The sequence below is a fragment of the Vibrio sp. 10N.286.51.B11 genome (assembly GCF_041469245.1).
In the GTDB taxonomy this organism is placed as follows: domain Bacteria; phylum Pseudomonadota; class Gammaproteobacteria; order Enterobacterales; family Vibrionaceae; genus Vibrio; species Vibrio crassostreae_C.
The window spans coordinates 1-14281 of sequence record NZ_JBFRKI010000037.1 but is presented as its reverse complement, the minus strand read 5'-3'; the positions used below and the strand labels follow the sequence as shown (position 1 = coordinate 14281).

Here is a 14281-nt window from a genome sequence, read left to right as displayed (position 1 = left end):
CGAGATACGAGATACGAGACATTTTTGAAAATTGGAGCAGATAAGACAAGCAAAAAGTGCCAAACATCATGGTGCAATTTCTATTATCTTTTCCTTGTTCTACAGACACAAAAAAGCCGAGCTAATGCTCGGCTTTTGTATTAAGAATCTAGTATAGATTACTCAGCAGCTTCTTCAGCAGCTGGGCGGTCTACAAGCTCAATGTAAGCCATTGGAGCTTTATCACCAGTACGGAAACCACATTTAAGAATGCGAGTGTAACCACCTTGGCGAGCCGCGAAACGCGGGCCTAGTTCATTAAATAGTTTTGCCACAACTTCGTTATCACGAGTGCGAGCAAATGCAAGACGACGGTTAGCAACACTGTCTGTCTTAGCTAGGGTAATCAATGGCTCAATTACGCGACGTAGTTCTTTTGCTTTAGGCACGGTAGTTTTAATAACTTCGTGACGAACAAGAGAGCTAGCCATGTTGCTGAACATCGCTTTGCGATGACTGCTGTTGCGGTTGAGTTGACGACCACTTTTACGATGGCGCATGACCTAATCCTTCTAACTTTTCGATTAATCTTCAGCGATTGACGCTGGTGGCCAGTTTTCTAGACGCATGCCTAGAGAAAGACCACGTGAAGCAAGCACATCTTTAATCTCTGTAAGAGATTTCTTACCAAGGTTTGGCGTTTTAAGTAGCTCAACCTCAGTGCGCTGTACAAGATCACCGATGTAGTGAATCGCTTCTGCTTTCAAACAGTTAGCAGAGCGAACTGTTAGTTCAAGATCGTCTACAGGACGTAGTAGGATAGGATCGAATTCTGGCTTCTCTTCCTTCTCCTCAGGTACACGTACATCACGAAGATCTACGAACGCATCCAATTGTTCAGCTAAAATAGTAGCTGCACGACGGATTGCTTCCTCAGGTTCTAGAGTACCGTTCGTTTCCATATCGATAACAAGCTTGTCTAAATCAGTACGTTGTTCTACACGTGCCGCTTCTACAGCGTAAGCGATTTTATCAACCGGGCTGTAAGTAGCGTCAACTAGTAGACGACCGATAGGACGCTCATCTTCTTCAGTATGGATACGAGCTGAAGCTGGAACGTAACCACGACCACGTTCTACTTTGATACGCATAGCGATCTCAGCGTTGTCATCCGTTAGGTGACAAATTACGTGCTCAGGGTTAGCGATCTCTACATCACCATCGTGGGTGATGTCACCTGCAACAACAGGGCCTGAGCCTGATTTGTTCAGTGTAATAAACACTTCATCTTTGCCTTCAGCAACGCGTACAGCCAAACCTTTAAGGTTTAGAAGGATTTCCAGGATATCTTCCTGAACGCCTTCTTTAGTGCTGTATTCGTGTAGCACACCTTCAATTTCAACTTCTGTTACGGCACAACCCGGCATAGAAGATAGAAGAATGCGGCGAAGAGCATTACCTAGAGTGTGGCCGAAACCGCGCTCTAATGGCTCAAGAGTTACTTTCGCGTGTGTCGTATTGATCTGTTCAATGTCAACAAGACGCGGCTTAAGAAATTCTGTTACAGAACCCTGCATTGTGTCCTCTCTTTTTTTAACCTTACTTAGAGTAAAGTTCGACGATCAAGTGTTCATTGATGTCAGCTGATAGGTCAGAACGCTCAGGCATACGCTTGAATGTACCTTCCATTTTGCCAGCATCTACTTCAATCCAAGTTGGCTTTTCACGTTGTTCAGCAACTTCTAGAGCCGCTTTAATACGAGATTGCTGTTTAGCTTTCTCGCGGATAGAAACAACGTCGTTTGCCGCTACTTTGAAAGAAGGAACGTTTACAACTTTACCGTTAACTAGAATAGACTTGTGGCTAACTAGTTGACGAGATTCAGCACGAGTGGCGCCAAAGCCCATACGGTAAACTACGTTATCAAGACGACCTTCAAGAAGCTGAAGCAGGTTTGCACCTGTGTTGCCTTTAAGACGTGCAGCTTCTTTGTAGTAGTTGCGGAATTGTTTTTCTAGAACGCCGTAGATACGACGAACTTTTTGCTTCTCACGAAGCTGAACGCCATACTCAGATAGACGACCGCGACGAGCGCCGTGTACACCTGGTGCGTTATCAATTTTACACTTGGTATCGATCGCACGGACACCAGACTTAAGGAATAAGTCAGTACCTTCGCGACGGCTAAGCTTAAGCTTAGGACCCAAATATCTTGCCATGATCTTTCTCCAATATTCCTAGAAACGAAACTTAAACGCGACGTTTCTTAGGTGGACGACAACCGTTATGAGGGATTGGTGTCGCATCAACAATGTTAGTGATACGGAAACCAGCAGCGTTCAGTGCACGAACAGTAGATTCGCGACCTGGACCTGGACCCTTAACCATAACTTCCAAGTTCTTTAGGCCATATTCTTTAGCCATTTCACCACAACGCTCAGCTGCAACTTGTGCTGCGAACGGAGTAGATTTACGAGAACCACGGAAACCTGAACCACCTGCTGTAGCCCATGCAAGAGCGTTGCCTTGACGGTCAGTGATAGTTACGATTGTGTTGTTGAAAGAAGCATGAATGTGCGCTACGCCATCAGCTACTTGCTTGCGTACGCGCTTACGCGCGCGAGTTGGTTGTTTTGCCATTGTACTCTACCTTATCCGACTATTTCTTGATCGGCTTGCGCGGACCCTTACGGGTGCGAGCGTTGGTTTTAGTACGCTGTCCACGTAGTGGTAGACTGCGACGATGACGAAGACCGCGGTAACAGCCAAGGTCCATAAGACGCTTGATGTTCATCGATACTTCACGACGTAGATCACCTTCTACAGTGTACTTAGCTACACCATCACGCAGTTGATCGATCTGCTCTTCAGTTAGTTCACTGATCTTAGCATCTTCAGCAATACCCACTTCAGCTAGAATAGCTTGAGAGCGAGTTTTACCGATACCGTAGATTGCAGTAAGTGCAATTACAGAATGCTTATGATCAGGAATGTTAATGCCGGCTATACGGGCCATTATTCACTCCTAAGGGGTTCATAAAAGAATTATCCGCAGCAAAGCCCGTTATGGATACGCTGCGGCATACTACTTCTTTTGCACGCAAAAGGTAGGCCGAGGAATATACTCGACTCTACCTTGTATTTCAAGTAAAAATTTCTGCTAATTAGCCTTGGCGTTGCTTATGCTTTGGCTCACTGCAAATCACGCGAACGACACCGTTACGCTTGATAACTTTACAGTTACGGCAGATTTTTTTAACGGAAGCACGAACTTTCATTGCTAAACTCCGTAAATGGAATCGAAATTGTTACCACCGAATTAACGGCCGTAACCCTTCAGATTCGCTTTCTTTAACACAGAATCATACTGTTGTGACATCAGATGAGTCTGTACCTGTGCCATGAAATCCATGATAACTACCACTACGATTAGTAGTGATGTGCCGCCAAAGTAGAAACGAACGTTCCACGCGACCATCATGAACTCAGGAATCAGACATATAAAAGTAATGTATAGAGCGCCCGCAAGGGTTAGTCTAGTCATCACTTTATCGATATATTTCGCTGTCTGCTCACCTGGGCGGATACCGGGTACGAATGCACCAGACTTCTTCAAGTTATCAGCTGTTTCACGTGGGTTAAACACCAACGCTGTATAGAAGAAACAGAAGAAGATTATAGCTGCTGCATAAAGCATTACATACAAAGGTTGACCTGGGCTAAGAGCTAATGACACGTCAGTTAACCAACCGAACGCGCTGCTTTCACCATTTTGACCAAACCACTGCGCTAATGTTCCTGGGAACAAAATAATACTTGATGCGAAAATCGCTGGAATAACACCTGCCATGTTAATCTTAAGAGGCAAGTGAGAGCTTTGTGCTGCAAAAACTTTACGACCTTGTTGACGTTTCGCATAGTTAACGACGATACGACGTTGACCACGTTCCATGAAAACTACGAAGTAAATAACAGCAAAAGACAATACAGCAATCAACAGCAGAAGAAGCACATGCAATTCACCTTGACGCGCTTGCTCGATTGTTTGACCGATTGCAGAAGGCAATCCAGCAACAATACCTGCAAAAATCAGAATGGAAATACCATTACCGATTCCTCGCTCAGTGATTTGTTCACCTAACCACATTAAGAACATGGTACCAGTTACTAAACTCACGGTAGCAATAAGCGTAAACATGGTTTGGTTGATAACAACCAGATTGTCGACCATGTTTGGTAAGCCTGTTGCGATACCAATAGCTTGGAATGTTGCAAGTACAAGCGTGCCGTAGCGTGTATATTGGCTTATCTTACGACGGCCTGCTTCACCCTCTTTCTTGAGTTCCGCTAACGCTGGATGAACTACAGTTAGCAATTGGACTACGATCGATGCCGAAATGTACGGCATGATACCCAATGCTAATATAGATGCACGCTCAAGAGCACCACCGGAGAACATGTTAAACATTTCTACGATGGTACCTTTTTGCTGATCGAACAAATCGGCAAGTACAGCTGCGTCAATACCAGGGATCGGCACAAAAGAGCCGGCTCGGAATACTAAAAGTGCACCAATTACGAATAATAAGCGCGACTTTAGTTCACTTAAGCCGCTCTGAGCACTACGAAAATCTTGTCCTGGTTTCTTAGCCATCTGTACCTCGTTCCTCGAGATTATTCCTCGATTTTACCGCCTGCAGCTTCGATTGCAGCTTTAGCGCCTTTAGTCACGCGTAGACCTTTAACAGTCACAGCTTTGCTTAGGTCACCAGAAAGAACGATCTTAACAAACTCGATGTTCTTAGTGATAACGTTAGCAGCTTTAAGGCTGTTAAGATCAACTACGTCACCTGTTACTTTCGCTAGCTCAGCTAGACGAACTTCAGCAGACACTAGGCTCTTACGAGAAGTGAAACCGAATTTAGGTAGACGTTGTTTTAGAGGCATTTGACCGCCTTCAAAACCTGGACGAACAGAGCCGCCAGAACGTGACTTTTGACCTTTGTGACCGCGGCCACCTGTTTTACCAAGGCCAGAACCGATACCACGACCTACACGCTTCTTAGAAGGTTTAGAGCCAGCAGCCGGTGATAGAGTATTCAAACGCATTCTGATTACTCCTCAATCTTAACCATGTAGTAAACCTTGTTGATCATACCGCGTACGCACGGTGTATCTTCAAGTTCTACTGTATGGTTGATGCGACGAAGACCTAGACCTTTAAGGCACGCTTTGTGCTTAGGTAGGCGACCAATTGAGCTTTTAGTTTGAGTTACTTTAATAGTTGCCATCGTGTGCTTACTCCGAAATAGATTCAACAGTTAGACCACGTTTAGCAGCAACCATTTCTGGTGACTTAACGTCTACTAGAGCACCAATCGTTGCACGAACGATGTTGATCGGGTTCGTTGAACCGTATGCTTTAGAAAGTACGTTATGTACGCCCGCAACTTCAAGTACAGCACGCATTGCACCGCCGGCAATAACACCTGTACCTTCTGCAGCTGGCTGCATGTAAACTTTAGAGCCCGAATGACGACCTTTCACCGGGTGGTGAAGAGTGCCTTCGTTAAGCGATACTGTAACCATGTTACGGCGCGCTTTTTCCATTGCTTTTTGAATCGCAGCAGGTACTTCACGAGCTTTGCCGTAACCGAAACCTACGCGACCGTTACCGTCACCAACTACTGTTAGTGCAGTAAAGCTCATGATTCGACCACCTTTAACCGTCTTAGATACACGGTTAACTGCGATCAGCTTTTCTTGCAAATCATTAGCTTGTTGTTGTTCTTTAGCCATCTTCCAACCCTACCTTAGAATTTCAGACCAGCTTCGCGAGCAGATTCTGCTAGCGCCGCTACTCGACCGTGGTATTGGAAACCAGAACGATCAAATGCAACTGAAGCTACGCCTTTTTCAAGAGCGCGCTCAGCAACAGCTTTACCAACTGCTTTAGCTGCATCAACGTTACCAGTGTTCTTAACTTGCTCACGGATCGCTTTTTCTACAGTAGAAGCAGCTGCGATAACCTCAGAGCCGTTTGCCGCGATAACTTGTGCGTAAACATGGCGAGGAGTACGGTGTACTACCAGGCGAGTTGCACCAAGTTCTGCAATCTTACGACGTGCACGTGTAGCACGACGGATGCGAGATGCTTTCTTATCCATAGTGATACCTTACTTCTTCTTAGCTTCTTTAGTACGCACATTTTCATCTGCGTAACGAACACCTTTGCCTTTGTAAGGCTCAGGAGCACGGTAAGAACGAATGTCAGCCGCAACTTGACCTACTACTTGCTTATCGCAACCAGTAATGATGATCTCAGTTTGGCTAGGGCACTCAGCTTTAATACCTTCAGGTAGAGCGTGCTCTACTGGGTGAGAAAAACCAAGAGTTAGAGCTACAGAGTTGCCTTTCATAGCAGCACGGTAACCAACACCCTTAAGAGTTAGCTTCTTAGTGAAGCCCTCAGTAACACCCACAACCATGTTATTAACTAGAGCGCGAGCTGTACCAGCTTGTGCCCATGCGTTAGTAACACCTTCTTTCGGACCGAAAGTTAGGTTGGTTTCTTCCTGTGCAATAACTACGGCGCTGTTAAGAACGCGAGTAAGCTCACCTTTGCTACCTTTTACAGTAACTTCTTGGCCGTTTAGTTTCACCTCTACGCCAGCTGGAATAGCGACAGGTGCTTTAGCAACACGAGACATAATCTACTCCTTAAGCTACGTAACAGATGATTTCACCGCCAAGACCTGCTTTACGAGCAGCACGGTCAGACATCAGACCCTTGGAAGTAGAAACAACTGCAATACCAAGACCACCCATCACTGTAGGTAAAGAGTCTTTATTTTTATAAACTCTTAGACCAGGACGTGATACACGCTTGATTTGCTCGATTACAGGTTTAGCTTGGAAGTACTTAAGAGTAACTTCTAGCTCAGGTTTTGCTTCGCTGTTAACAGCGAAGTCTACGATGTAACCTTCAGCTTTAAGTAATGCAGCAATTGCAACTTTAAGCTTTGAAGAAGGCATTTTTACAGCAACTTTGTTTGCTGCCTGACCGTTACGAACTCGGGTCAGCATATCCGAAATCGGATCTTGCATGCTCATAAGATTTACTCCAAATGATTAAGTGGCAATTACCAGCTAGCCTTACGAAGACCCGGAATCTCGCCTTTCATGCAAGCTTCACGAACCTTAATGCGGCTTAGACCGAATTTACGTAGGTAACCGTGTGGACGACCAGTTTGGTTGCAACGGTTGCGCTGACGTGATGCACTTGAATCACGTGGAAGAGATTGCAGTTTAAGAACCGCATTCCAACGATCTTCTTCAGATGCGTTTACATCGCTAATGATAACTTTTAGCGCAGAACGCTTTTCAGCGAACTTAGCTACTAGTTTTGCACGTTTAGCTTCACGTGCTTTCATTGATTGTTTAGCCATAACAGTAACCCTACCCTTACTTACGGAATGGGAAGTTAAAGGCAGCCAGCAGAGCTCGGCCTTCCTCATCGGAACCCGCAGAAGTCGTGATAGTGATATCAAGACCGCGGACACGATCGACTTTATCGTAGTCGATTTCCGGAAAGATGATTTGCTCGCGAACGCCCATGCTGTAGTTACCGCGACCGTCAAAAGACTTAGCGCTAACACCACGGAAATCACGTACACGTGGAAGTGCGATAGAGATTAAACGCTCTAAAAATTCCCACATGCGCTCACCACGCAAGGTTACTTTACAACCAATTGGGTAGCCTTCACGAATTTTGAAACCAGCTACAGATTTACGCGCTTTAGTGATAAGTGGCTTTTGACCAGAGATCGTTGCCATATCAGCTGCTGCGTTTTCTAGCAGTTTCTTATCGTTGATTGCTTCACCAACGCCCATATTTAGGGTGATTTTCTCAATCCTAGGGACTTGCATGACGCTTGTGTAGCTGAACTCTTTGGTAAGCTCAGCGACTACAGACGACTTGTAGTAATCATGCAGTTTCGCCATAGTAGAACTCCAAATTACTTCTAATTAGTTAGAAACAGTTTCGCCGTTAGATTTGAAGAAACGAACTTTCTTGCCATCTTCGATACGGAAACCGATACGGTCTGCTTTACCAGTAGCCGCGTTAAAAACAGCAACGTTAGAAGCATCAATAGCTGCTTCTTGTTCAACGATGCCACCTTGTTGACCTAGAGCCGGAACCGGCTTTTGGTGTTTCTTAACAAGGTTGATGCCTTCAACGATAACTTTACCAGTTGTCAGAACCTTAGTTACTTTACCTTTCTTGCCTTTATCTTTACCAGCAAGAATGATTACTTCGTCATTACGACGGATTTTAGCTGCCATATTGCCGCTCCTTACAGAACTTCAGGTGCTAGTGATACAATCTTCATGAATTTCGCGTTACGAAGTTCACGAGTCACAGGACCAAAGATACGTGTGCCGACTGGTTGCTCAGTAGTGTCATTTAACAATACACAAGCATTACTGTCGAAGCGAATGACAGAACCGTCTGGGCGACGAACGCCTTTACGGGTGCGCACTACTACCGCCTTCAGAACATCACCTTTCTTTACTTTACCGCGAGGAATCGCTTCCTTCACTGTAACCTTGATGACGTCACCGATATGTGCATAACGGCGGTGAGAGCCACCCAGAACCTTAATACACATTACCTTGCGCGCGCCAGAGTTATCTGCTGCGTCAAGTGTACTTTGCATCTGGATCATTGTTAGTGCTCCGCTAAATATTAAAACTAGACCCTCTCGGGTCGGGCTGCCTCTTTAAAAGGGACGCGAATTGTACCACCCTTTTTTTAAATTGGGTAGACAAAAAACAAGCGGCTCCAAAAAATTATTTGGAGCCGCTTATAAGTTATAGAATTACAAAGATTAAATCTTCGCTTTTTCTAGAACTTTAACCAATGTCCAAGACTTAGTCTTAGACAGAGGACGACACTCAGCGATTTCAACTTTGTCGCCTAGGCCACAAGTGTTGTCTTCGTCGTGTGCGTGTACTTTAGTCGTGCGTTTGATGAACTTACCGTAAATTGGGTGTTTTACAGTGCGCTCAATAGCAACAACGATAGACTTGTCCATCTTGTCACTTACTACACGGCCTTGCTGGATGCGGTTAGTTTCGCTCATTATGCGCCTGCCTTTTCAGTCAAAACAGTTTTCACACGTGCGATGTCACGGCGTACAGCTTTTAGAGTATGAGTTTGCTGTAGTTGACCAGTTGCAGCTTGCATGCGCAAGTTGAACTGTTCACGTAGCAAATTCAATAGCTCAGCGTTAAGCTCTTCAACGTTCTTTTCGCGTAGATCTTGTGCTTTCATCACATCACCTGCTTAGTTACAAAAGTAGTTTTAACAGGCAGTTTACGTGCCGCTAGGCGGAACGCTTCACGTGCCAACTCTTCAGGTACGCCATTCATCTCGTACATAACTTTGCCTGGTTGGATTTGAGCAACCCAGTACGCAACTGAACCTTTACCTTTACCTTGACGAACTTCAAGAGGCTTTTCAGTAATCGGCTTGTCTGGGAATACACGGATCCAGATTTGACCTTGACGCTTAATGTGACGTGTCATAGCACGACGTGCCGCTTCGATTTGACGTGCAGTCAGACGACCACGGCCAACAGCTTTAAGACCGAATTCGCCGAAGCTTACTTCAGTACCTTTAGCTAGACCACGGTTACGACCAGTCATAACCTTGCGGAACTTAGTACGTTTTGGTTGTAGCATCGTTCGACTCCTTACTTACGGCCTTTACGCTGCTTCTTAGGCTTATCGCCTTTTGGCTCTACTGCGTTAGCAGCTGGCATACCGCCTAGAATCTCACCTTTGAAGATCCAAACTTTAATGCCGATCACACCGTATTGAGTGTGAGCCGAAGAAGTTGCGTAATCAATGTCTGCACGTAGAGTGTGTAGAGGCACACGGCCTTCACGGTACCACTCAGAACGTGCGATTTCAGCACCGCCAAGACGGCCGCCTACTTGTACTTTGATGCCTTTAGCGCCTAGACGCATAGCATTTTGTACCGCACGCTTCATTGCACGACGGAACATAACACGACGCTCTAGTTGAGACGCGATGCTATCAGCTACAAGCTGACCATCTAGCTCAGGCTTACGTACTTCAGCGATGTTAATTTGCGCTGGTACACCTGCGATTTTAGCTACAGCTGCGCGTAGCTTCTCTACGTCTTCACCTTTCTTACCGATAACAACGCCAGGACGAGCAGTGTGAATAGTCACACGGATGCTCTTAGCTGGACGCTCGATAACGATACGAGATAATGATGCTTTTTGTAGTTCCTTTGTAAGGAACTGACGTACCTTGAAGTCGCCGTCTAGGTTGTCAGCGAATTCGTTGGTATTAGCAAACCATGTAGCATTCCAAGGCTTAACGATGCCAAGACGAATACCATTAGGATGTACTTTCTGACCCATTGCTTACTCTCCTAGTCTTTAGCGATCTGCTACAACAATAGTGATGTGGCTTGAACGCTTCAAGATACGATCCGCACGACCTTTAGCACGAGGCATAATACGCTTCATGATAGGGCCCTCATCTACGAAGATTTTAGCGACATTTAGATCGTCGATATCTGCACCTTCGTTATGTTCCGCGTTAGCGATAGCTGACTCAAGAACCTTCTTAACTAATACAGCAGCTTTTTTGTTGCTGAAAGTTAGAATTTCTAGAGCTTGGTCTACCGACTTACCGCGAATTTGGTCTGCAACTAAGCGAGCTTTCTGTGGAGAAATACGAGCAAAGTTATGTTTAGCTAAAGCTTCCATCATCTACTCCTTATTTCTTCTTAGCTTTCTTATCTGCAGCATGACCGCGATAAGTACGAGTTGGTGCAAATTCGCCCAGTTTGTGACCGATCATTTCTTCGGTAACGAAAACTGGAACGTGCTGACGACCATTATGGACAGCGATGGTCAAACCAATCATTGTTGGGATGATCATTGAGCGACGGGACCAAGTCTTAATAGGCTTTTTGTCTCCGCTTTCCACCGCTTTCTCTACCTTCTTCAGCAAGTGTAGGTCAATAAAAGGACCTTTCTTGAGAGAACGTGGCATGGCGATTCCTCTTTATAAATTATTTAGTGCGACGACGTACGATGTACTTGTCAGTGCGCTTGTTCTTACGAGTCTTGAAGCCCTTAGTAGGAACGCCCCAAGGAGAAACTGGGTGACGACCACCAGATGTGCGGCCTTCACCACCACCATGTGGGTGATCCACCGGGTTCATTACTACACCACGTACGGTTGGACGTACGCCGCGCCAGCGTGAAGCACCAGCTTTACCAAGTTCACGTAGCATATGCTCAGAGTTACCAACTTCACCGATCGTTGCACGACCTTCAGAAAGAACTTTGCGCATCTCACCAGAACGTAGACGGATAGTTACGTATGCACCATCGCGAGCGATGATTTGAGCATAAGCACCAGCCGAACGAGCTAGTTGAGCACCTTTACCAGGCTTAAGTTCAACACAGTGTACAGTAGAACCTACTGGGATGTTGCGCATCGGCAGAGTGTTACCTGCTTTGATTGCAGCATCTACGCCAGATTGAATCTGGTCGCCTGCGTTAACACCTTTAGGTGCAATGATGTAACGACGCTCACCGTCTGCGTACAGAACTAGAGCGATGTTAGCACTACGGTTTGGATCGTATTCTAGACGCTCAACTTTCGCTGGGATGCCATCTTTAGTACGTTTGAAGTCAATTACACGGTAATGGTGCTTATGACCACCACCGATGTGACGTACTGTAATACGACCGTTGTTGTTACGACCACCGTTCTTAGAGTTTTTCTCTAGAAGTGGTGCGTATGGCTTACCCTTGTGTAGGTCAGCGTTAACAACTTTAACGACGTGACGACGACCAGGGGAAGTCGGCTTACATTTAACAATAGCCATTTTTACTACTCCTGTTATTCCGCGCCGCCAACGAAGTCAAGATCTTGACCTTCTTTCAAAGTAACGTAGGCTTTCTTAACGTCTGAACGACGGCCTTCACGCATACCTTGACGTTTGGTCTTACCCTTTAATACAAGAGTATTTACAGACTTAACTTCAACTTCAAATAGCTTTTCTACAGCTGCTTTGATCTCTTTCTTAGTTGCATCTTTAGCTACTTTGAAAACGATAGTGTTCGCTTTCTCAGCTGCCATAGTTGCTTTTTCAGAGATGTGCGGAGCACGTAGAACTTTTAAGATACGCTCTTCAGTGATCATGCTAGCATCTCCTCAACTTGCTTAACTGCGTCAGCAGTCATTAGAACCTTGTCGAAAGCGATTAGTGATACTGGATCAACACCAGCAACATCACGTGCATCTACTTTGTATAGGTTACGAGCAGCTAAGAATAGATTTTCATCTACTTCGCCAGTCACAATCAGAACGTCGCTTAGCTCAAGCTCTTTAAGCTTAGCTACAAGTTCTTTTGTTTTTGGTGCTTCTACAGAGAAGTTATCAACAACGATTAAACGCTCTTGACGAACTAGCTCAGAAAGAATGCTCTTCATAGCACCGCGGTACATTTTTTTGTTTACTTTTTGGCTGTGATCTTGTGGTTTCGCAGCAAAAGTAACACCACCTGTACGCCAGATTGGGCTACGAATTGTACCAGCACGTGCGCGGCCAGTACCTTTTTGACGCCATGGCTTAGCGCCACCGCCAGATACTTCAGAACGAGTCTTTTGAGCACGAGTACCTTGACGAGCACCTGCTGCATATGCAACAACTACTTGGTGTACAAGAGCTTCGTTGAAGTCACGTCCGAAAGTAGTCTCGGAAACAGTTAGTGCATCAGCACCTTTAACCATCAATTCCATTACTTACTCCTAGACGTTATGCTTTAACAGCAGGTTTTACGATCACGTTTCCGCCTGTTGAGCCCGGTACTGCACCTTTAATAAGGAGTAGATTGCGCTCAGCGTCAACACGTACGATCTCTAGGTTTTGAGTCGTTACACGCTCAGCACCCATGTGACCTGCCATTTTCTTGCCTTTAAACACGCGGCCTGGAGTTTGACATTGGCCAATTGAACCCGGTGCGCGGTGAGACAAAGAGTTACCGTGAGTCATATCTTGAGTAGAGAAGTTCCAACGCTTGATAGCGCCTTGGAAGCCTTTACCTTTAGATGTACCAGTAACGTCTACTTTTTTAATTTCGTTGAAAAGTTCTACGTTTAGCTCAGCGCCAACTTCAAACTCTTCGCCGTTTTCTAAACGGAATTCCCAAAGACCGCGACCTGCTTCTACACCCGCTTTCGCGAAGTGACCAGCTTCAGGTTTAGTTACACGGTTAGCTTTCTTAGCACCAGTAGTTACTTGGATTGCTGCGTAGCCGTCTGTCTCAAGAGTTTTAACTTGAGAAATACGGTTCGCTTCAACCTCAACAACAGTTACTGGGATAGAAACGCCTTCTTCAGTAAATACGCGGGTCATACCCACTTTACGTCCGACTAGACCAATCATTATTCTTATCTCCCTTAACCTAGGCTGATTTGAACATCAACGCCAGCTGCAAGATCAAGACGCATTAGAGCATCAACAGTTTTATCTGTTGGCTCAACGATGTCGATCAAACGCTTGTGAGTACGGATTTCGTACTGATCACGTGCATCTTTGTTGACGTGTGGAGAGGTAAGAACAGTGAAACGCTCTTTACGAGTAGGAAGTGGAATAGGACCACGAACCTGTGCGCCAGTACGTTTTGCTGTTTCAACGATTTCCGCAGTTGAAGCATCGATTAGCTTGTAATCAAACGCTTTAAGGCGGATACGAATACGTTGGTTCTGCATGAGACAGAGCTCCAATTATTAAAAATTACACAAACAATATCGCCACTCAAACCCGATAAAACGAGAGAATGCCGATTGATTTATGTGAAACCGTAGCACCCAAAATTAGGACGCATTGTCAGTTAACTTTTGAAGTAAACAAGAAGTTTACTATTTTTATTAACCGCGAACATAAGCTGAGTATACATTACTAGGTAAGACCTACTCCTCAGTGCTCATTGGTTCACAACCAGCGTTAGCCAGTGCGATGCATTATACAGATCACACTTTAGTATGCAAGTAGTGTTGGAAAAATAATCGCAATTTATTGGAAGTTGGTTTTGTATCGAGAGGGAAGAAGACAGATGGAAGGTAATATTTCTTTTGAGAAAACAAAAGGGAAGCCGAAGCTCCCCTTTTCAGATGCGTGCTCTTCTAATGAAGAGAGTGCAAAAATCTAAATGCTATTAAGCGAAGATTTTAGCTACAACAC

At 45.2% G+C, this 14281-nt stretch carries 28 protein-coding genes; all 28 read right to left on the bottom strand.

The features are described 5' to 3' along the window. Positions 1 to 158 precede the first annotated feature (158 nt). On the bottom strand, positions 159 to 539 hold the full coding sequence (gene rplQ, locus AB4154_RS17465) for a 50S ribosomal protein L17 (RefSeq protein ID WP_004729812.1): 381 nt from the start codon (positions 537 to 539) through the stop codon (positions 159 to 161). Between the two features lie 24 nt (positions 540 to 563). Beyond that, a complete protein-coding gene (locus tag AB4154_RS17460) occupies positions 564 to 1556 on the bottom strand; it encodes a DNA-directed RNA polymerase subunit alpha (protein ID WP_004729813.1) in 993 nt (330 codons plus the stop codon). A gap of 22 nt (positions 1557 to 1578) precedes the next feature. Next, the gene (gene rpsD / locus AB4154_RS17455; RefSeq protein ID WP_004738777.1) at positions 1579 to 2199 is read right to left on the bottom strand and encodes a 30S ribosomal protein S4; all 621 of its coding nucleotides are present in this window, start codon (positions 2197 to 2199) and stop codon (positions 1579 to 1581) included. A 31-nt stretch (positions 2200 to 2230) separates the two neighbouring features. After that, positions 2231 to 2620 carry a 30S ribosomal protein S11 gene (gene rpsK, locus AB4154_RS17450; RefSeq protein WP_004738778.1) on the bottom strand — a complete coding sequence of 130 codons (390 nt, stop codon included), beginning with the start codon at positions 2618 to 2620 and terminating at the stop codon, positions 2231 to 2233. Positions 2621 to 2639: 19 nt separating this feature from the next. After that, positions 2640 to 2996 carry a 30S ribosomal protein S13 gene (rpsM, locus tag AB4154_RS17445; RefSeq protein ID WP_004738779.1) on the bottom strand — a complete coding sequence of 119 codons (357 nt, stop codon included), beginning with the start codon at positions 2994 to 2996 and terminating at the stop codon, positions 2640 to 2642. Positions 2997 to 3144: 148 nt separating this feature from the next. Beyond that, positions 3145 to 3258: a 50S ribosomal protein L36 gene (gene rpmJ / locus AB4154_RS17440; RefSeq protein WP_000868186.1), complete on the bottom strand. Its 114-nt coding sequence runs from the start codon at positions 3256 to 3258 to the stop codon at positions 3145 to 3147. Between the two features lie 41 nt (positions 3259 to 3299). Further along, complete coding sequence (secY, locus tag AB4154_RS17435) at positions 3300 to 4634, bottom strand: preprotein translocase subunit SecY (RefSeq protein WP_004738781.1); 1335 nt, start codon at positions 4632 to 4634, stop codon at positions 3300 to 3302. A gap of 20 nt (positions 4635 to 4654) precedes the next feature. Next, complete coding sequence (gene rplO / locus AB4154_RS17430; protein WP_004736758.1) at positions 4655 to 5089, bottom strand: 50S ribosomal protein L15; 435 nt, start codon at positions 5087 to 5089, stop codon at positions 4655 to 4657. 5 nt (positions 5090 to 5094) lie between these two features. After that, positions 5095 to 5271, bottom strand: coding sequence for a 50S ribosomal protein L30 (gene rpmD, locus AB4154_RS17425; RefSeq protein ID WP_004736756.1), 177 nt, complete (start codon positions 5269 to 5271; stop codon positions 5095 to 5097). A 7-nt stretch (positions 5272 to 5278) separates the two neighbouring features. Next, positions 5279 to 5779 carry a 30S ribosomal protein S5 gene (rpsE, locus tag AB4154_RS17420; protein WP_017061307.1) on the bottom strand — a complete coding sequence of 167 codons (501 nt, stop codon included), beginning with the start codon at positions 5777 to 5779 and terminating at the stop codon, positions 5279 to 5281. Between the two features lie 14 nt (positions 5780 to 5793). Continuing rightward, entirely contained in the window at positions 5794 to 6147 is a 354-nt protein-coding gene (rplR, locus tag AB4154_RS17415) for a 50S ribosomal protein L18 (protein ID WP_004738784.1), read from the bottom strand. A gap of 9 nt (positions 6148 to 6156) precedes the next feature. Then, complete coding sequence (gene rplF, locus AB4154_RS17410) at positions 6157 to 6690, bottom strand: 50S ribosomal protein L6 (protein WP_017063712.1); 534 nt, start codon at positions 6688 to 6690, stop codon at positions 6157 to 6159. A 10-nt stretch (positions 6691 to 6700) separates the two neighbouring features. After that, entirely contained in the window at positions 6701 to 7093 is a 393-nt protein-coding gene (gene rpsH / locus AB4154_RS17405) for a 30S ribosomal protein S8 (protein WP_017061309.1), read from the bottom strand. 29 nt (positions 7094 to 7122) lie between these two features. Further along, positions 7123 to 7428: a 30S ribosomal protein S14 gene (gene rpsN / locus AB4154_RS17400; protein WP_004738789.1), complete on the bottom strand. Its 306-nt coding sequence runs from the start codon at positions 7426 to 7428 to the stop codon at positions 7123 to 7125. Between the two features lie 16 nt (positions 7429 to 7444). Beyond that, a complete protein-coding gene (gene rplE, locus AB4154_RS17395; protein WP_004738790.1) occupies positions 7445 to 7984 on the bottom strand; it encodes a 50S ribosomal protein L5 in 540 nt (179 codons plus the stop codon). Between the two features lie 24 nt (positions 7985 to 8008). Next, the gene (rplX, locus tag AB4154_RS17390; protein WP_004738792.1) at positions 8009 to 8326 is read right to left on the bottom strand and encodes a 50S ribosomal protein L24; all 318 of its coding nucleotides are present in this window, start codon (positions 8324 to 8326) and stop codon (positions 8009 to 8011) included. 11 nt (positions 8327 to 8337) lie between these two features. Continuing rightward, positions 8338 to 8709 carry a 50S ribosomal protein L14 gene (gene rplN / locus AB4154_RS17385; protein WP_004736740.1) on the bottom strand — a complete coding sequence of 124 codons (372 nt, stop codon included), beginning with the start codon at positions 8707 to 8709 and terminating at the stop codon, positions 8338 to 8340. Between the two features lie 162 nt (positions 8710 to 8871). Beyond that, complete coding sequence (gene rpsQ, locus AB4154_RS17380) at positions 8872 to 9126, bottom strand: 30S ribosomal protein S17 (RefSeq protein WP_004736739.1); 255 nt, start codon at positions 9124 to 9126, stop codon at positions 8872 to 8874. Next, a complete protein-coding gene (gene rpmC / locus AB4154_RS17375; protein ID WP_004736737.1) occupies positions 9126 to 9317 on the bottom strand; it encodes a 50S ribosomal protein L29 in 192 nt (63 codons plus the stop codon). Before rpmC ends, rpsQ begins: the two co-directional genes overlap by 1 nt. Continuing rightward, the gene (gene rplP / locus AB4154_RS17370) at positions 9317 to 9727 is read right to left on the bottom strand and encodes a 50S ribosomal protein L16 (RefSeq protein ID WP_004736736.1); all 411 of its coding nucleotides are present in this window, start codon (positions 9725 to 9727) and stop codon (positions 9317 to 9319) included. Before rplP ends, rpmC begins: the two co-directional genes overlap by 1 nt. A gap of 11 nt (positions 9728 to 9738) precedes the next feature. Further along, the gene (rpsC, locus tag AB4154_RS17365; RefSeq protein WP_004736734.1) at positions 9739 to 10437 is read right to left on the bottom strand and encodes a 30S ribosomal protein S3; all 699 of its coding nucleotides are present in this window, start codon (positions 10435 to 10437) and stop codon (positions 9739 to 9741) included. An 18-nt stretch (positions 10438 to 10455) separates the two neighbouring features. Then, complete coding sequence (gene rplV, locus AB4154_RS17360) at positions 10456 to 10788, bottom strand: 50S ribosomal protein L22 (protein ID WP_004736732.1); 333 nt, start codon at positions 10786 to 10788, stop codon at positions 10456 to 10458. Positions 10789 to 10798: 10 nt separating this feature from the next. Beyond that, complete coding sequence (gene rpsS, locus AB4154_RS17355; protein WP_004736729.1) at positions 10799 to 11077, bottom strand: 30S ribosomal protein S19; 279 nt, start codon at positions 11075 to 11077, stop codon at positions 10799 to 10801. A gap of 19 nt (positions 11078 to 11096) precedes the next feature. Further along, on the bottom strand, positions 11097 to 11921 hold the full coding sequence (rplB, locus tag AB4154_RS17350) for a 50S ribosomal protein L2 (protein WP_010435149.1): 825 nt from the start codon (positions 11919 to 11921) through the stop codon (positions 11097 to 11099). A gap of 14 nt (positions 11922 to 11935) precedes the next feature. Next, on the bottom strand, positions 11936 to 12238 hold the full coding sequence (gene rplW / locus AB4154_RS17345; protein WP_004736765.1) for a 50S ribosomal protein L23: 303 nt from the start codon (positions 12236 to 12238) through the stop codon (positions 11936 to 11938). Next, positions 12235 to 12837 carry a 50S ribosomal protein L4 gene (gene rplD / locus AB4154_RS17340; protein ID WP_004738803.1) on the bottom strand — a complete coding sequence of 201 codons (603 nt, stop codon included), beginning with the start codon at positions 12835 to 12837 and terminating at the stop codon, positions 12235 to 12237. Before rplD ends, rplW begins: the two co-directional genes overlap by 4 nt. 16 nt (positions 12838 to 12853) lie before the next feature. Continuing rightward, positions 12854 to 13483: a 50S ribosomal protein L3 gene (rplC, locus tag AB4154_RS17335; protein ID WP_004736763.1), complete on the bottom strand. Its 630-nt coding sequence runs from the start codon at positions 13481 to 13483 to the stop codon at positions 12854 to 12856. A gap of 14 nt (positions 13484 to 13497) precedes the next feature. Beyond that, the gene (rpsJ, locus tag AB4154_RS17330) at positions 13498 to 13809 is read right to left on the bottom strand and encodes a 30S ribosomal protein S10 (protein WP_004736761.1); all 312 of its coding nucleotides are present in this window, start codon (positions 13807 to 13809) and stop codon (positions 13498 to 13500) included. Positions 13810 to 14281: the final 472 nt, after the last annotated feature.

Bases quoted from the DNA above. Each gene is read 5' to 3' on its own strand.
- rplQ (WP_004729812.1), bottom strand. From the start codon at position 539: ATGCGCCATCGTAAAAGTGGTCGTCAACTCAACCGCAACAGCAGTCAT.
- AB4154_RS17460 (WP_004729813.1), bottom strand. From the start codon at position 1,556: ATGCAGGGTTCTGTAACAGAATTTCTTAAGCCGCGTCTTGTTGACATT.
- rpsD (WP_004738777.1), bottom strand. From the start codon at position 2,199: ATGGCAAGATATTTGGGTCCTAAGCTTAAGCTTAGCCGTCGCGAAGGT.
- rpsK (WP_004738778.1), bottom strand. From the start codon at position 2,620: ATGGCAAAACAACCAACTCGCGCGCGTAAGCGCGTACGCAAGCAAGTA.
- rpsM (WP_004738779.1), bottom strand. From the start codon at position 2,996: ATGGCCCGTATAGCCGGCATTAACATTCCTGATCATAAGCATTCTGTA.
- rpmJ (WP_000868186.1), bottom strand. From the start codon at position 3,258: ATGAAAGTTCGTGCTTCCGTTAAAAAAATCTGCCGTAACTGTAAAGTT.
- secY (WP_004738781.1), bottom strand. From the start codon at position 4,634: ATGGCTAAGAAACCAGGACAAGATTTTCGTAGTGCTCAGAGCGGCTTA.
- rplO (WP_004736758.1), bottom strand. From the start codon at position 5,089: ATGCGTTTGAATACTCTATCACCGGCTGCTGGCTCTAAACCTTCTAAG.
- rpmD (WP_004736756.1), bottom strand. From the start codon at position 5,271: ATGGCAACTATTAAAGTAACTCAAACTAAAAGCTCAATTGGTCGCCTA.
- rpsE (WP_017061307.1), bottom strand. From the start codon at position 5,779: ATGGCTAAAGAACAACAACAAGCTAATGATTTGCAAGAAAAGCTGATC.
- rplR (WP_004738784.1), bottom strand. From the start codon at position 6,147: ATGGATAAGAAAGCATCTCGCATCCGTCGTGCTACACGTGCACGTCGT.
- rplF (WP_017063712.1), bottom strand. From the start codon at position 6,690: ATGTCTCGTGTTGCTAAAGCACCTGTCGCTATTCCAGCTGGCGTAGAG.
- rpsH (WP_017061309.1), bottom strand. From the start codon at position 7,093: ATGAGCATGCAAGATCCGATTTCGGATATGCTGACCCGAGTTCGTAAC.
- rpsN (WP_004738789.1), bottom strand. From the start codon at position 7,428: ATGGCTAAACAATCAATGAAAGCACGTGAAGCTAAACGTGCAAAACTA.
- rplE (WP_004738790.1), bottom strand. From the start codon at position 7,984: ATGGCGAAACTGCATGATTACTACAAGTCGTCTGTAGTCGCTGAGCTT.
- rplX (WP_004738792.1), bottom strand. From the start codon at position 8,326: ATGGCAGCTAAAATCCGTCGTAATGACGAAGTAATCATTCTTGCTGGT.
- rplN (WP_004736740.1), bottom strand. From the start codon at position 8,709: ATGATCCAGATGCAAAGTACACTTGACGCAGCAGATAACTCTGGCGCG.
- rpsQ (WP_004736739.1), bottom strand. From the start codon at position 9,126: ATGAGCGAAACTAACCGCATCCAGCAAGGCCGTGTAGTAAGTGACAAG.
- rpmC (WP_004736737.1), bottom strand. From the start codon at position 9,317: ATGAAAGCACAAGATCTACGCGAAAAGAACGTTGAAGAGCTTAACGCT.
- rplP (WP_004736736.1), bottom strand. From the start codon at position 9,727: ATGCTACAACCAAAACGTACTAAGTTCCGCAAGGTTATGACTGGTCGT.
- rpsC (WP_004736734.1), bottom strand. From the start codon at position 10,437: ATGGGTCAGAAAGTACATCCTAATGGTATTCGTCTTGGCATCGTTAAG.
- rplV (WP_004736732.1), bottom strand. From the start codon at position 10,788: ATGGAAGCTTTAGCTAAACATAACTTTGCTCGTATTTCTCCACAGAAA.
- rpsS (WP_004736729.1), bottom strand. From the start codon at position 11,077: ATGCCACGTTCTCTCAAGAAAGGTCCTTTTATTGACCTACACTTGCTG.
- rplB (WP_010435149.1), bottom strand. From the start codon at position 11,921: ATGGCTATTGTTAAATGTAAGCCGACTTCCCCTGGTCGTCGTCACGTC.
- rplW (WP_004736765.1), bottom strand. From the start codon at position 12,238: ATGATCACTGAAGAGCGTATCTTAAAAGTTCTACGTGCTCCGCACATC.
- rplD (WP_004738803.1), bottom strand. From the start codon at position 12,837: ATGGAATTGATGGTTAAAGGTGCTGATGCACTAACTGTTTCCGAGACT.
- rplC (WP_004736763.1), bottom strand. From the start codon at position 13,483: ATGATTGGTCTAGTCGGACGTAAAGTGGGTATGACCCGCGTATTTACT.
- rpsJ (WP_004736761.1), bottom strand. From the start codon at position 13,809: ATGCAGAACCAACGTATTCGTATCCGCCTTAAAGCGTTTGATTACAAG.